This window comes from Candidatus Nitrosopumilus sp. (assembly GCF_965223225.1).
Taxonomy (GTDB): Archaea; Thermoproteota; Nitrososphaeria; order Nitrososphaerales; family Nitrosopumilaceae; genus Nitrosopumilus.
This window is the reverse complement of the sequence record NZ_CBDCVU010000004.1, coordinates 1,462,788-1,477,511: the sequence shown is the minus strand read 5'-3', so window position 1 is coordinate 1,477,511 and position 14,724 is coordinate 1,462,788. Positions and strand designations below refer to the sequence as shown.

General features: G+C 34.3%; 14 protein-coding genes and 1 tRNA gene. 11 read left to right on the top strand and 4 right to left on the bottom strand.

From position 1 onward, the window contains the following. Positions 1-6: 6 nt before the first annotated feature. From folP to ACOQN3_RS09365, 3 genes are all read left to right on the top strand, one after another. Positions 7-873, top strand: a complete 867-nt coding sequence (gene folP, locus ACOQN3_RS09375) for a dihydropteroate synthase (protein ID WP_420546193.1) — start codon at positions 7-9, stop codon at positions 871-873. 30 nt (positions 874-903) lie between these two features. After that, entirely contained in the window at positions 904-2,334 is a 1,431-nt protein-coding gene (guaB, locus tag ACOQN3_RS09370) for an IMP dehydrogenase (RefSeq protein WP_420546192.1), read from the top strand. An 89-nt stretch (positions 2,335-2,423) separates the two neighbouring features. Beyond that, complete coding sequence (locus tag ACOQN3_RS09365) at positions 2,424-2,912, top strand: hypothetical protein (protein WP_420546191.1); 489 nt, start codon at positions 2,424-2,426, stop codon at positions 2,910-2,912. Here the strand turns inward: ACOQN3_RS09365 and pheA are convergent. Together pheA and ACOQN3_RS09355 are read right to left on the bottom strand one after the other, a co-directional pair. Continuing rightward, positions 2,909-3,724 (bottom strand): prephenate dehydratase, encoded by an 816-nt coding sequence (gene pheA / locus ACOQN3_RS09360; protein ID WP_420546190.1) that lies wholly within the window; start codon positions 3,722-3,724, stop codon positions 2,909-2,911. The two genes, ACOQN3_RS09365 and pheA, sit on opposite strands and share 4 nt — an antisense overlap. A 7-nt stretch (positions 3,725-3,731) precedes the next feature. Beyond that, positions 3,732-4,277 carry an exosome complex RNA-binding protein Csl4 gene (locus tag ACOQN3_RS09355; RefSeq protein WP_420546189.1) on the bottom strand — a complete coding sequence of 182 codons (546 nt, stop codon included), beginning with the start codon at positions 4,275-4,277 and terminating at the stop codon, positions 3,732-3,734. 84 nt (positions 4,278-4,361) lie between these two features. Here ACOQN3_RS09355 and ACOQN3_RS09350 point away from each other — a divergent pair, with 84 nt between their 5' ends. Continuing rightward, positions 4,362-5,438: a zinc-binding dehydrogenase gene (locus ACOQN3_RS09350; protein WP_420546188.1), complete on the top strand. Its 1,077-nt coding sequence runs from the start codon at positions 4,362-4,364 to the stop codon at positions 5,436-5,438. 30 nt (positions 5,439-5,468) lie between these two features. Here the strand turns inward: ACOQN3_RS09350 and dph2 are convergent, their stop codons facing one another. Next, a complete protein-coding gene (gene dph2 / locus ACOQN3_RS09345) occupies positions 5,469-6,464 on the bottom strand; it encodes a diphthamide biosynthesis enzyme Dph2 (protein ID WP_420546187.1) in 996 nt (331 codons plus the stop codon). An 82-nt stretch (positions 6,465-6,546) separates the two neighbouring features. Between dph2 and ACOQN3_RS09340 the strand changes: the two genes are divergently transcribed. Further along, complete coding sequence (locus tag ACOQN3_RS09340; protein ID WP_420546186.1) at positions 6,547-7,875, top strand: TiaS agmantine-binding domain-containing protein; 1,329 nt, start codon at positions 6,547-6,549, stop codon at positions 7,873-7,875. Here the strand turns inward: ACOQN3_RS09340 and ACOQN3_RS09335 are convergent. After that, a tRNA-Met gene (locus ACOQN3_RS09335) sits at positions 7,876-7,965 on the bottom strand. It lies immediately after the preceding gene. An 83-nt stretch (positions 7,966-8,048) separates the two neighbouring features. Between ACOQN3_RS09335 and ACOQN3_RS09330 the strand changes: the two genes are divergently transcribed. The 6 genes from ACOQN3_RS09330 to ACOQN3_RS09305 are packed head-to-tail and all read left to right on the top strand — an operon-like array spanning position 8,049 to position 14,724. Then, positions 8,049-9,140, top strand: coding sequence for a PQQ-dependent sugar dehydrogenase (locus tag ACOQN3_RS09330; protein ID WP_420546185.1), 1,092 nt, complete (start codon positions 8,049-8,051; stop codon positions 9,138-9,140). Between the two features lies 1 nt (position 9,141). Next, on the top strand, positions 9,142-10,398 hold the full coding sequence (locus ACOQN3_RS09325) for a hydroxymethylglutaryl-CoA reductase, degradative (RefSeq protein WP_420546184.1): 1,257 nt from the start codon (positions 9,142-9,144) through the stop codon (positions 10,396-10,398). A 39-nt stretch (positions 10,399-10,437) separates the two neighbouring features. Next, positions 10,438-11,415 (top strand): ATP phosphoribosyltransferase, encoded by a 978-nt coding sequence (hisG, locus tag ACOQN3_RS09320; RefSeq protein WP_420546183.1) that lies wholly within the window; start codon positions 10,438-10,440, stop codon positions 11,413-11,415. Further along, positions 11,415-12,686 carry a histidinol dehydrogenase gene (hisD, locus tag ACOQN3_RS09315; protein ID WP_420546626.1) on the top strand — a complete coding sequence of 424 codons (1,272 nt, stop codon included), beginning with the start codon at positions 11,415-11,417 and terminating at the stop codon, positions 12,684-12,686. The genes hisG and hisD overlap by 1 nt, the downstream gene beginning before the upstream one ends. Beyond that, a complete protein-coding gene (gene hisC, locus ACOQN3_RS09310; RefSeq protein WP_420546182.1) occupies positions 12,683-13,753 on the top strand; it encodes a histidinol-phosphate transaminase in 1,071 nt (356 codons plus the stop codon). Before hisD ends, hisC begins: the two co-directional genes overlap by 4 nt. Further along, on the top strand, positions 13,750-14,724 hold the full coding sequence (locus ACOQN3_RS09305; RefSeq protein WP_420546181.1) for an HAD family hydrolase: 975 nt from the start codon (positions 13,750-13,752) through the stop codon (positions 14,722-14,724). Before hisC ends, ACOQN3_RS09305 begins: the two co-directional genes overlap by 4 nt.

The window sequence follows — 14,724 nt, the reverse complement described above, 5'->3', positions numbered from 1 at the left end:
AATCCTATGACCTTTCTTGGTACTATTCCTATAGGTGGAAGTAACCCCGTGCGTATTATGGGAATTCTTAACCTCAGTCCAGAATCATTTTTTAAAAAATCTGTGGCTATGACAAAAACTCAGATTAAAAATGCCGTTCAAAAAATGGAGCAAGAAGGTGCCAATTTCATTGATGTTGGCGGTATGTCTACTGCACCCTATCTTTCTACACTGATCTCTGAAAGAACTGAATCTGAAAGACTCCTTTCTGCTATCAAAATTATTCAAAACGTTTCGAATTTACCCATATCTGTTGATACATGTAGATCTTCTGTTGCAGAAAAAGTATTGAATTGTGGCGTAGAAATAATTAATGATATTTCTGGTTTAAAATATGATTTGAAAATGAAAAAGATTATCGCCAAATCAAATGCTTCTTTGATCCTATGTGCATATGACAAAAAAATGGTTTCTGGCAATCCTGTATCTGTTACCAGAAAACTTCTCAGAGAAAGTATTAAAATTGCTAAACAAGAAGACATTTCTCCTGACAAAATAGTTCTAGATCCTGCAATTGGATTTTTCCGAAAAAATGGAAAAGGTCCGTTCTTTACAAAATCTAAATTTGATTGGTTTGAAAGAGATCTGTTAATCTTGCAAGATTTGAGTTTACTAAAACAAGATTTTCCAATTATGATCTCTGTTTCTAACAAATCATTTTTAGGAAAACTTTTGGACAAAGAGGATCCTTCCGATCGAATATTTGGATCGATAGCTGCTGAGGCCATCTCTATCATGAATGGAGCTGATATTATACGCACTCATAATGTTTCAGCCTCACGAGATGCTCTGTTGGTAGCTTCTAAACTCTCTAAGCAACGCAAAGGCTTATAATTAATCTAAGACCCTTTTAACAAGGTTTCATTGGAATTCAAAGAGGGATTAACTTTTGACGATGTTCTTCTAGTACCCAAATATTCGGATATTACTAGTAGAACACAAACTGATCTTAGTACAAAATTATCTCGAAATATATCGATCAATATTCCATTCGTGAGTGCAAACATGGATACTGTCACTGAATCTTCTATGGCAGTTGCTATGGCTCGCGCTGGTGGTATAGGAATAATTCATAGATTTTTGACTATAACTGAACAAGCTAACGAAGTACTCAAAGTAAAACGTTCAGGAAGTGTAATGATAGAAAATCCTTATTCTATATCTTCTGAAAAATTAATTCAGGATGCCATTGATTATGCCCGGGACAAGGAAATATCTGGACTTTTGGTAGTTGATTCAAATGATCATTTGATAGGAATTGTAACTGAACGAGATTTGCTTTTTGCCGATCCAAATGATTCCATTTCTAATGTAATGACCAAGGATGTCGTTACCTCTAAACCAGGCGTTACTCTCGATGAGGCAAAAGATATCTTACATAACCATAGAATTGAAAAATTACCTCTTGTTGATGATTCAGGTTGCATTAAGGGGCTGATAACAAGCAAAGACATCACCAACAACACTGATTATCCAAACGCCTCTAAAGACAAGAAAGGACGTCCGTTGGTTGGTGCCGCCGTTGGTGTAAAAGGAGACTTTTTAGAAAGAAGTGAGTCTCTTTTAGGTGCAGGTGCAGATGTTCTTGTTGTTGACATTGCACATGGACATAGTGAAAATGCGTTAAGTACTGTTAGAAACATTAAGAAAGCATTTCCAGATTGTGAGTTAATTGCAGGTAATATTGCAACTTCCCAAGGCGCAGAAGATTTGATAAAAGCTGGAGTAGATGCAGTTAAAGTCGGAGTTGGTTCTGGCTCCATTTGTATAACTCGTGTGATTACAGGTTCTGGTGTTCCCCAATTAACTGCAGTAATGGATTGTGCAAAAATTGGCAATGATTACGGAATTCCAATAATTTCTGATGGTGGAACACGAACCTCTGGTGATGCAACTAAAGCATTGGCTGCAGGTGCATCATCTGTAATGGTTGGAAGTATGCTTGGTGGTACTGATGAATCACCTGGCACCGTTTTGACAAAAAATGGTAAAAGATTCAAGGTTTATCGTGGAATGGCTTCTTTGGCTGCTTCGATTGGAAGAAAGTCAAAGGAAACTGGCTCTATTTCTTTTGATGATGATCTAAATGACTATGTAGCTGAAGGAGTAGAAGCCATGGTTCCCTATAAAGGAACAGTGACTGATATTCTAAAACAGCTCACGGGAGGTGTTCGCTCTGGTTTAAGCTATTGTGGCGCACACACAATACCTCAAATGCAAAACAATGCAGAATTTATTAAAATGTCTAGGGCAGGATTTGCTGAAAGTCAACCACATGATGTCTCTTTAATGTGATAATAAGTTCGAAAATAACATAACCCCCGTAAATTGTCTTTTATCTTGTTTTAGGAAATTTTTTAAGCGGTATATCATCATCGTTTCATGTGCTCGCAAAAAGGACTATCATTGGATTTGTTGTTGGAAGTGCAATTATAGGAATTGGGGTATTTTCATTAATTTCAAGTATAGGATTTCAAACAGTTGATGTAAATGAAACTTTTGGAGTAGGTGATTCTACTTCTTATCAAATCACTGCAAATAGCGGTGCTCAACAACATATGAAAATTACTGGTGAAAAATTTGATATTAAATTGTCCAGTCCTGGCACAGGACTCCAAATTCCAAATGATGAGAAAGATGGAACTGTAGAATCATATGAAGATGAATTAATCCTAGATTGGGTTCATCAAGAAGATGGCGTTACCAGAATACACATACAAAACACAGGCTCTACTGACCTTGAAGTTGATGCATCTCTGAATGTTACAACAGATCCTATTCTATTTAGTTACCACATAATAGTAATCACATCTGGTGTAATAATTATCGGATTTAGCATGGGATTTACTCTGAGGAAGCCAAAAGGATTCTAGTTTCCTTTCGCGGCAGGATATGAACCTAAAACTTTCATAAATACAGTTTCTTGTTTTATTTTTTTTAACATTTCTGAAATTTGTGAGTCCTTTTCATGACCTTCAAAATCCACGTAAAAATTGTATTCCCAGTTATTTGTTCTTGTTGGTCTTGACTCTATCTTGGTAAGATTTACTTTGTTGATATTGAAATTCTCAATTATTCTATATAGTGAACCAGGTTCGTGTTTGATAGAAAAAATAATTGACGTTTTGTCATTACCCGTTTTTCTTGATTTATCTTTTGACAATATTAAAAATCTTGTATGATTATTCAGATTGTTTGCTATGTCCTTTTTGATTACTGGAACATCGTAAATTACTGATGCAGTTTTACTTGCAATACATGCAAAATTGGTCTTGTTTAATTCTTTAATTATTTTTACACTACCTGCTGTATCGTATGTTGGAATTGATTTCATATTGTATTTCTGGATAAATTTCCTGCATTGTCCTAATGCTTGCGGGTGTGAATATATTGTATCTATTTCATCTAATTTACCAGTTCCAATCAGACAATGTTCAATTTTATGATAAATCTCTCCTATCACATTAAGTGACGTAAGATAGAGCAAGTCGTAACTCTCTCCAACACTTCCTTCTAAGGAATTTTCTACTGGCAAAATTGAATAATCTGTCTCATTATCTGTAGTGCTTTGTAGTACCTCTGCAAATGTTGCACACGGAATTGATTTTATTTCTTCATCAAAGAATGCTTTTGCAGCTGCTTCACTATATGCTCCTAATTCTCCTTGAAATGAAACTTGTATCAATTTAAGATCATAGATTTATGAAATCACTATTGTTAAACTTTGTAGAGAGTTTTCGTTCATCAATCCAGGAACATTCAGTACATTTGATTGCATCTCTCATTGGCACAACTTTACCTCCGCATTTTCTACACTTGGTGAACAAAATCCCTAATTCTGGTTCATCTATCGTAGCATGAATTGTTCCATTCAAATGATTTTTGATTCTTAATGTTACTATGTCATTAACCAACGCTATGTTCTTTTTTCTGATATTTCTTGTAGAACATACACATTCTACTTTAGAAGTTACTGGTTTTCCATTAATATAGTCAATTGATACTGCTATCATGGAAGACATAACTGCTGCGACAGTTCCTATGACTATGTCTCCTATTTTTGGAATTGAAAGTATTCTAGGATGTTGTATCTCGACAATTCGTGTTGATTTGTCAATATTCTTCTTACCTATTGTTGCGGCTCTAACCAGATCTCCATCATCAAAAGTATTGTAGCCTGCCTCATATTCTTCAATCGAGGCTAATTTATCTCCAGGAAAAACTGTGTTTTCAGACATGGAGTATTTTTTGAGAATGTGATTATAATTGTTTGTGGTAATCCTTTGGTAAATCATATATCATCTGATATTTTTAAAAAAATCATGAAAGCTTTGGTATATGAGAAATATGCTACAAATGATAATTTTTCGGAAATATTACAGATTAAAGATATTCCCAAACCTAAACCAAAATCTAATGAAGTTATCTTCAAAGTAAAAGCTGCTGCTCTTAATTATGACGATATCTGGGGAATGCGTGGGAAACCTTTGGCAATTCCTCTGCCGCATATTTCTGGGACTGATGCTGCTGGTGAAGTAGTTGAAGTCGGAGATGATGTCAAAAATATCAAGGTAGGTGATAGGGTTGTATCTCATGGAAATATGTCTTGTAGAGTATGTAAGTTATGTACCAGTGGACGAGAGTATGATTGTAAAAAACGAACTATATGGGGTTTTGAAACTGGTCCACTTTGGGGTGGTTATTGTGAATACACCCATCTGCCAGAAGTTAACGTAGTCAAAATTCCTGACAATGTTTCTTACGATCAAGCTGCAGCTGCATCGATGACTCTTCTTACATCATGGCATATGTTAGTTGGGAGAGCAAAAATTCAACCTGGAGAGGTAGTTCTCATCATGGGTGGTGGTTCAGGAGTTGGAAATTATGGAATCCAAATTGCAAAACTTTTTGGCTGTACCGTAATTGCAACTGCCAGTCCAGATAAACTTGATAAATTGTTAGAATTAGGAGCTGATTATGCTGTTGATCATCGAAATTCTGATTGGCATAGAGAGGTAAGATCTATTTCGAAAAAAATACCTAAACCTTATGGAGCGCCCACTGGAGTTGACGTAATATTTGAACACATTGGTGGATCTCATTGGAACAAAGAACTTACTCTTCTTAATTATGGTGGAACTATCGTAACTACTGGTGCAACAACTGGCTATGATGCAAAAACGGATTTGCGACATATTTTTTTCAAAGGAATTAACATTTTAGGCTCTACACAGGGCACTCGAGCAGAGCTAGAACAAGGACTTTACTGGATGGCTGAAGGTAAAATAAAATCAATAATAGATTCGACCTATTCATTTGAGCAAGCAGCGGAGGCTCATACTAAAATGCTCAAGGGAAAAGGATTATTTGGAAAAATTCTCATGAAGCCCGAAATCTGAAAATTATAAATTCTAAAATTAAAATCGAAATTATAACCAGTGATGAATTTCCAAGTATCCATCAATGTTTTCTTTACGTAAAACTTTCAAAAGTGCATTTGCCTGTGGGGTTGACAAAACGGGTTTATCGAATTGATTATCTGTTGAGATTCTTGGACATGCTACTTGCACAAAAGCATCGATTCCTTTGAGATTTTTCAGTCTATCGTTTGTAATATCGGTTAATCCAAATAATTGTACTTCTTTACCTTCTCTTTCCAACTGTTCTTTAATTTTTAAAGCAAAAACTTTTGATAACTGTCCTTCCTTTAGTCCTACTATTACTCCAAATGATTTAGCTTCTGCAGCTTTGTAAATTGCAAGCGTTGCTTTCTTTTTCAACTTTAGTGCAAATTCTGTTATTTCACGTACTTCGTTAAAATATGGATCCAAAACATATGTTGGTAAATTTGTTGATAACGCAATTCCTGAAGCATGAAAGTTACTTTGTCCCAAAAAAACATACGCATCAACCTCTTTTTTTAAATCCGAAGCAGGATAGAACTCACATCCAAATACCTGTCCGTCATTAAGTTGGCCTTTTCCTTTTCCAATCTTAACTTTTATCTGACTTTGTTCGAGAATTTGTTTAACCTTGTCTACTTGATGTAAATGTTGACTATCCGTAACCAGTGAAATTGTTTTTCCCACTAGAAGTTTAGCGCATTTTTCTGCAACTCTATCAAACTCTACATCATCAAAAGCATCAATCAAGACCAGATTTTTTTCTAGTGACTCTGTGTTTATTGAATGTCCTATATTGAATTGAATTTCAGCTCCTAATACCTTTGATCCATTTGAATTCAAATCACACGTGCCCCAAGTCGTATCTGCTAAAATATATGCAGGTATTCCAAATTCTTTTGTAATTGCAATTGCTGTTTCTTGAACTTGAGGTAAAATTCCATCCGGACCATTTAATGAAACTGATGCGGGCTCTTTTTCCCTAATTTCCTTAAAAATTCTTTCCTTATCAATAACAATCAATTTGAGCTTGAAACATGACTTTATTAATTTAAACCAACTGTCCTTCAAACAACTAAAAATGTGTCTAAATAATATCTGAACTGTGGCCGAAAATACTGTTGTCCATATTGGATTTGATGATACTGATTCTCCCAAAGGAATGTGTACTACGTTTTTAGCATACAAAATTGTAAATTCCTTACAAAAGAGCAATGTCGAATTTCTTGACTTTCCAAAATTAATTCGATTTAACCCAAATATTCCTTGGAAAACACGAGGTAACGGTGCTGTCTCAATAAGTATTAGAACTAAAAATCCAACGAGAATAAAAAATCAAATTAAAAATTTTGTTTCAAAATATTCTGATGTTAAAAATGGTGCAAATCCTGCACTAGTATTCTACGAAAATGACTCTATTCCTACTGAATTCACCGATTTTAGCAATCAGGCTTTGTGGCAATTAGTTAGTAGGAATCAGGCTAAAAAATTTGCGAAGAAAGAAAATTTAGAATTTTTTTATCTTGGAAATGGACAAGGCTTGGTAGGTTCTATAGGTGCTATAGGATATGTTTTTCATGATCATACATTGGAATTGTTAAGTTATCGTAAAAAATCAAAATTTGGAACCCAACGAGTTCTATCTTCTGAAAGTGTTAGAATTATGCAAGAACGAACTTCACCAAATACCTACAATAGCTTTGATACTAAGAAAGGAAGAGTTTTGATTACTCCTCATGGACCAGATCCTGTTTTTTATGGTGTTAGAGGGGAAAATATGTCTTCTTTGATACAAGCAACAAAGATTCTCAAACCTGCAGAACAATTAGATGGTTATATGATCTTCAAATCAAATCAAGGAACAAATGATCATTTAAGAAATGAATTAGACTTTCAAACAATGAGACCATATGCCTCTGGTAAATTGACTGGAATTGTATCTGGAGTGCCAGAAATAATTAATGGTGGACATGTAATTTTTAAAATTATTTCTGATAATCATGAATATCGATGTGCTGTATACAAACCAACTGGAATGACAAATGTTGCATCCAATTTGATTGAGGGTGATAAAATTTGTGTTGGAGGTGGAGTAAGAAAAGCCTCAAAAAATTTTCCGCAAATTCTTAATCTTGAATTTATTCATGTTCTTAGTCTCCAAAAAATTTTTGTAAAATCCAATCCTATCTGTAAAAAATGCTCTAAAAAAATGAAATCAAAAGGACAATTTCAAGGATTTCAGTGTATTCGTTGTGGAAAACAGTCATCAAAAAAAACTATTCTTCGAATCCCTAGGAAAATACAACCATGTTTGTATATTCCCATAATGTCTGCCCATAGACATCTTACCAGACCAATGCAGAGAATGAATCTACTCAACAAAAACAAAAAATTTGATCAGACTAAATCTTGGGTTTGTGTGTATGAAAAGTAATAGCGGGGAGTAGATTTGAACTACTGATTTGCGGGTTATGAGCCCGCCGGGATGACCTAGTCCTCAAGAGTCTGACTTCCCCACCCCGCTGATACCTCAATGAGGATCAGCAGTATATACGCTTTATCAAAGACTTGAAAGTAATTAATAGGATTTGCAAAGTTCATCAATTTGTGGATAGAAAAATCCAAATTGTAGTTGTGATTATTGCAGTATCCTTCTCAACTCTTGTTTTAACTTCTGGAACCGATCCAATTCCTTTGCCTGAGCCTACTGTAAATTCAAAAAACGACTTTGTATCTATTTTAGGAGAAAATTTGGATAAGCCTAGAGCAATTGCAGTTGCTGATGATAGAATTTTTGTTACCGAAAAAGATGGATTTGTTAGAGTTGTTCAAGATGGTGTTTTGTTAGAATCCCCTCTAGCTGCATTTCGTGCTGCTAATGTTTTTGACGGAGGTTTGCTTGGAATTGCAACGCATCCCAATTTTTCAGAAAATCATTTTCTTTATGTTTTTTTAACGTATGAAGAAGATGGAAACTTGTGGAACAAAATCCTTCGAATAACAGAGCATGAAAATAAATTAAAAGACGCAGAAACTATTTTTGATAAAATTCCTGGATCTTCTTTTACTAATGGTGGTTTTATAAAATTTGGTCCTGATGACAAAATCTATGTGGGAACAGGAACTGTTTCTGATTCGTCCCACCTGCCTCAAGATCTTGATTCTTTGTCTGGAAAAATATTGAGATTAAATGATGATGGGACAATTCCTGACGATAATCCATTTCTTGACTCTCCTGTCTATTCCTTAGGACATAGAAATCCTCAAGGAATGACCTGGGATAACAATGGAAATATGTTCATTGCAGAATTTGGACCTGAAAAAAATGATGAAATTAATCAGATAATTTCAGGCAAAAACTATGGTTGGCCTGAACAAGAATGTTCTGGAAATGATAAATTTGAAGATGCTATTCTTTGCTATGATCCTAGCATTGAACCCGGTGGAATTTTGTTTTATTCTGGAGATAGTATAGAATTTGAATTTCCATTCATAATGGCTTCAATGAGAGCCGCAAATCTTTATCAAGTTGATTTTGAGGAAGGTTTGAGTTCTCAAAAATCAATTTTGAGTGGAATAGGAAGAGTTCGTGATGTGGTGCAGGGAAATGATGGAAGTCTTTATGTAATAACTTCAAATACTGATGGAAAAGGTTTTCCGGATGCTATGGATGATAAATTATTGAGGATATTGAAGTAAAATGCCTGATTCATCCATCTCAAAATTTTTTGAAAAGTCACGAAAGGAAAGACTCGATACGGTTGCAAATTTTGCCAATCTTTCAAATGATGATCTGTCTGTACTTGAAAATGACTGTGGAGGAATTTTATTTGAACAAGCAGACAAAATGGTTGAAAATGCTATAGGTACTTTTTCTCTTCCTTTGGGAATTGCTACAAATTTTCGAATCAACGGTAAGGATTATCTGATTCCAATGGTAATTGAAGAACCTTCTGTGATTGCTGCTGCATCAAAAGGCGCAAAAATTGCAAGAATTAAGGGAGGATTTGAGGTTTCTGCAGATGAATCTTACAGTATTGGCCAAATACAAGTTTTAGACGTTGATGTAAAATCTGCATCAGAACAGATCAATAGTTCTTCAAAGGAGATACTTGAATTGGCAAATTCAAAAAGTAATACATTATCTAAAATGAATAAAGGTGCAAAGGATGTCTACTGCAAAGAGCTAGATACGCCATCTGGCAAAATGCTTATTGTAGAACTATTAATTGATGTTGGAGACGCAATGGGTGCAAACGTCACCAATACTATGTGTGAATCTGTTGCACCTCTTATTGAACAAATTACTGGTGGTAGGGTTTTATTGCGAATTCTATCCAATTATTCAACAAGAAGAATGGTTAAAGCAAAAGCAGTTTTTGAAAAAGAATCCGTAGGCGGTGAACAAGTAGTTGATAATGTTATCCTCGCATACGAGTTTGCAGATAATGATGTGTATAGAGCAGTAACACACAACAAAGGGATTATGAATGGAACAATAGCTGTGGCAAATGCTGTTGGCCAAGACAGCAGAGCAATTGAAGCTGCAGCAAATGCATATGCTGCAAGTTCCGGCATGTATCGTTCTCTTAGCAAATGGAGTAAAGATGAGAATGGAAATCTGGTGGGTATTTTGGAAATTCCTCTTTCTGTAGGAATTGTAGGTGGTATAGCTAATGTTCACCCAATTGCAAAAATATGTACAAAAATTCTTGGAGTCTCATCTGCAAAAGAACTTGCATGTGTGATGACTGCTACGGGCCTTGCTCAAAACTATAGTGCAATTAGGGCCTTGGCAACTGAAGGCATACAAAAAGGACATATGCGTTTGCATGCAAGAAATCTTGCATCTGCGGCAGGTGCCAACTCTGAGCAAATAGATGAAATTGTTAAAAAAATGATTAGAGATAACAACATTTCATTAAACAAAGCAAAGGAATTACTAGAAAGATCTTAAACATGCTATTATATAGCCAAAAAGTAAAAAAAATTACAAATGTCTCCGATAAAATTTGCTATTCCAAAAGGAAGTTTAGAAGAAGCTACTTTCAAGTTACTAGAAAAATCTTGGACAAAAGTTAATCGTAAAAATAGGACTTACCGTGTATTTCTTGATGATCCAAACATAATTGTCAAAATGTTAAGGCCTCAAGAAATTCCCACTCTAGTTTCTGAAGGGCTTTATGATGTTGGTATTACTGGTAAAGATTGGGTAGGGGAAACAAATTCTGATGTCGAATCCATTTTGGATTTAGAATATGGCAAGATAAAATTAGTTATTGCTTTTCCTGATAATTACAGATACAAGAATCTTGATGAAATGATTGCAGATTATGGAAAAAAGAAAAAAACTCTGCGTATTTCATCTGAATATCTTACTACTGCATCTAGTTTTATTAAAAAATCAAAATCTTACAAAAAATACTTTGGCTCCAAAGATCCACTTATTGTTACTCCATGGGTTAGACTGGGAACCAACAAAAATGTTCAAATTCATTTATCTTTTGGTGCTACTGAAGCAAAACCTCCTGAAGATGTTGATGCCATTATGGATGTTACTGAGACTGGTACTACTCTCAAGCAAAATAAATTAAAAATTGTTGATGAGGTTTTAACTTCTACTGCTCATTTGATTGTAAACAAGAAATCTCTTAATGATTCTAAAAAAAGAGAAAAAATATTTGATATTGTGACGTTAATGAGGGGAGCTGTACATGGACGCAAATATTTGCATATTTATCTAAACGTTGAAAAGAAAAATCTAAAAAAACTTTTATCCCAAATGCCGTCTCTAAAAAAACCCACCATTAGTCCCCTTAGTGAAGACGGTTGGTTTGGAGTCAACACAGTCATTAAAAAAGAGGAATTCCATAAACTTATTCCAAAATTGCGAAAGATTGCTCAAGGTCTTGTAGTACATGAACCTAGACAGATTTTAGATCTTGAGGAGATAAAACGTGATGAAGAAAATTGATAAGAATAATCAAAGTAAACAGTATTGACAAGTTTGCATCAGAGATAAGGCCAAAACAATCTCAAAAAAACAAACTTACAGTCAAATCTATTTTGAATGCTGTAAGAAAAAATGGCGATGATGCTATACGGAAATATGAAAAAAAATTTGGCGGTGCAAATCTTAAATCTCTTCGAGTATCTGATTCTGAAATCAAAAATGCATACTCTCAAGTTTCCAAAATTGAGATTAAATCTCTACACATGGCAAAATCCCGACTAGAACAGACGGAGAAAAAAGTTCGTTCTCTACTAAAAGATAGATTTGTTAACATTAGTGGCGTGAAGGTTTCAAAAAAATTTAATCCGATCAGTAGTGTTGGTTGCTATGTTCCTGGTGGACTCGCAAAATATCCAAGTTCTGTTATAATGTCTGTAGTTCCAGCCAAAGTGGCTGGAGTTAAAAGAATAGTTGTTGTTTCACCACCAAACTCAAAAGGTAAAATTGATCCTTTAACCATTGTAGCAGCTAAAATCTGTGGCGCTAACGAAATCTACAAAACTGGTGGCGCACAATCCATTGCAGCACTATCTTATGGTACCAAAACAATTTCCCGAGTTGATAAAATCGTTGGACCAGGAGGAGCATTTGTTACTGCTGCAAAATCTATGATAAGTGATCATACTGGTATAGACATGCTAGCAGGCCCTACTGAATTAGCAATAATTGCAGACAATAGTGCGGATCCTAGAATTGTAGCCTTGGATCTTATCTCTCAAGCAGAACACAGCTCAGACACGTTCTGTTACTTAATCACCACATCTATGAAACTTGCAAAGTCCGTAGAGAAATCTGTAAATGAATTACTCTCTGAAATAAAAAGACAGGAATTTGTAAAAATTAGTTTGAAAAAAAATGGATTTATTGGAGTTTGTAAGACTAATTCAGATATAGTACAACTTGCAAATGCTTTAGCACCTGAACATCTTCAAATAATGACAAAAAATCCTAATTTGTTTTCCTCAAAAATTACAAATGCAGGATTAATTTTGTTAGGCCATCAAACTCCTTCTTCTGCTAGTGACTATGTTTTGGGCTCAAATCATATCCTCCCTACTGATAGATTTGCAACAATACGTGGTTCCCTTTCAGTTCTTGATTTTATAAAAGTAACAACATATGTTAGCAGCACTAAATCATCATTGTCAAAAATCTCAAAATATTTGGAAATTTTAACAAATGCTGAATGTCTTCCAAATCATTATGAAGCAGTTAGAGGTAGATTAACTTGAAAAAAAACTGGCTTGATGAACAAATTCAGAAATTTTCATCTCTTGGTGGATATGTGAAACCTGAATTACATACTGATGTTCTAAAACTTGATTCAAATGAAAATTATGTCATGCCAAAACAATTTCAAAATGACATAATTACCCATGCAAAAAAAAATTCTGACATACGTGGGTATCCACTTGGAGATGTAGAAAGATTAATTGAATCTATTTCAAAATTTTCTCAAGTTCCTCCAGATATGATTGGTGTTGGTAACGGCTCTGATCAGATTCTTGATCTTCTCCTTTCTAATTTTGCATCTAAACAAACTAAAGTTCTAACTTCAAAACCAACTTTTGGTTTTTTTGAAGAAAGATGCAAACTTTACTCTATTCCGTTAATTTCGATTCCATTCTCAGATGATATGAAACTAGACATAGACGAATTTTCTAAAAACTCAGAAAGTGCAGATATTCTTTATCTTGATTCTCCAAATAATCCTACTGGATTTCAATTTCCAAAAAATAAACTACAAAAATTGATAAAATCATTTGAGGGTCTTGTTATAATTGATGAAGCTTATGGCGAATTTGGTGACTATTCTCTTTCTAACATGGTGAAAACTCAAAAAAACCTTATTGTTGCTCGCACCCTCTCAAAATCATTTGGTCTTGCCGGATTAAGACTGGGTTATTTTATAGCAAACCAAAAACTAACCGATGTATTTATGAAAGTTTTACAATATCCATACCCTTTGAGTACCATCACCATTGAATCTGGTATTATCGCTCTGGAAAAGTCAAAACTAATGCAAGATACTGCTGAAGAGATAAAACGCGAACGAAAGAGAATCATTGACACTTTAAAAAAATATGATGTTTTTGACGTGTTTGATTCAAAAGCCAATTTTGTGTTGTTTGACGCTCATGATTCCTACAAACGAGTTTATTCGGCACTTGTAGAACAAAGAATTGCAATTCGTAAATTAGGAAGAATTGGTAATCATGAGGGTTGCCTTAGGGTTACAATTGGTACTAAAGAAATGAATTCAAAATTCTTGCTAGCAATACGTGACCTGTTGAGATGACATTAACAGAAACTTCTAAGGGAATTTATCTTGATCAATCAAATCAAAGTTTCATTGATGACATAGATGCTATCATCTTTGATTGTGACGGAGTTTTAGTTGATATCACAAGTTCATATGATCTAGCTATCATTAAAACAACAAAACATGTTTTACAAAAAATAGCAAAAATCGATGATCCTCTTGAGATTGATTTTGAAATAATTGATGGTTTTAAATCTACAGGTGGATTTAATGATGAAGTTGATCTTACTTATGCAGCTATCCTCTCTTTAGTTGCCGCTAACAAATTACAAACAGACCAAAGAAGTTTTATTTTTCAGGTTATAACAAATGCCAATTCGACTGGTATAGAATCTGTTGAAAAATATATTCAAACAAAAACCGACATATCTGATATTGTGCAACAACTATCTTATCCTGGACCTCACAGTGAAAATTTACTCTACAAAATTTTTGACCAATTATTTTACGGTCCTCAGTTATATGCAAAATTATTTGGAAAAAAATCTTCATTTTCAGAAAATGGTTTGATTGAAAAAGATTTGGTAATCATAAACGAGAATTTATTAAATGAACTCCAAAAAAAATTTGATTCTAAAATTGCAATGGTAACAGGACGCGGAATGGAATCTGTTCGTTATTCTCTGAAAAACTTACTAAATTTCTTTGATATTGATAATTCTGCTTTTTTGGAAGATGAGTCAAGAGATCTTGCTAAACCAAACCCAAAATCATTATTGGATTCCATTGCTGGACTTGGCAGTAAATCCACTCTTTATGTTGGGGATTCGATGGAAGATTTCATTATGGCAAGAGATGCCACAAAGTTGGGTTCCAAAACCACTTTTTGTGGAATCATTGGAACCAGTAAAGATCCTTTAAAAAAACTTGAATTATTTGATCAAAATGGCGCATTCGTAGTATTAGATTCCATTCTAGACCTTCCAAAGCTATTAAATCTAGAATAA

Bases quoted from the DNA above. Each gene is read 5' to 3' on its own strand.
- ACOQN3_RS09355 (WP_420546189.1), bottom strand. From the start codon at position 4,277: ATGTCTGAAAACACAGTTTTTCCTGGAGATAAATTAGCCTCGATTGAA.
- ACOQN3_RS09325 (WP_420546184.1), top strand. From the start codon at position 9,142: ATGCCTGATTCATCCATCTCAAAATTTTTTGAAAAGTCACGAAAGGAA.
- ACOQN3_RS09350 (WP_420546188.1), top strand. From the start codon at position 4,362: ATGAAAGCTTTGGTATATGAGAAATATGCTACAAATGATAATTTTTCG.
- ACOQN3_RS09305 (WP_420546181.1), top strand. From the start codon at position 13,750: ATGACATTAACAGAAACTTCTAAGGGAATTTATCTTGATCAATCAAAT.
- folP (WP_420546193.1), top strand. From the start codon at position 7: ATGACCTTTCTTGGTACTATTCCTATAGGTGGAAGTAACCCCGTGCGT.
- hisG (WP_420546183.1), top strand. From the start codon at position 10,438: ATGTCTCCGATAAAATTTGCTATTCCAAAAGGAAGTTTAGAAGAAGCT.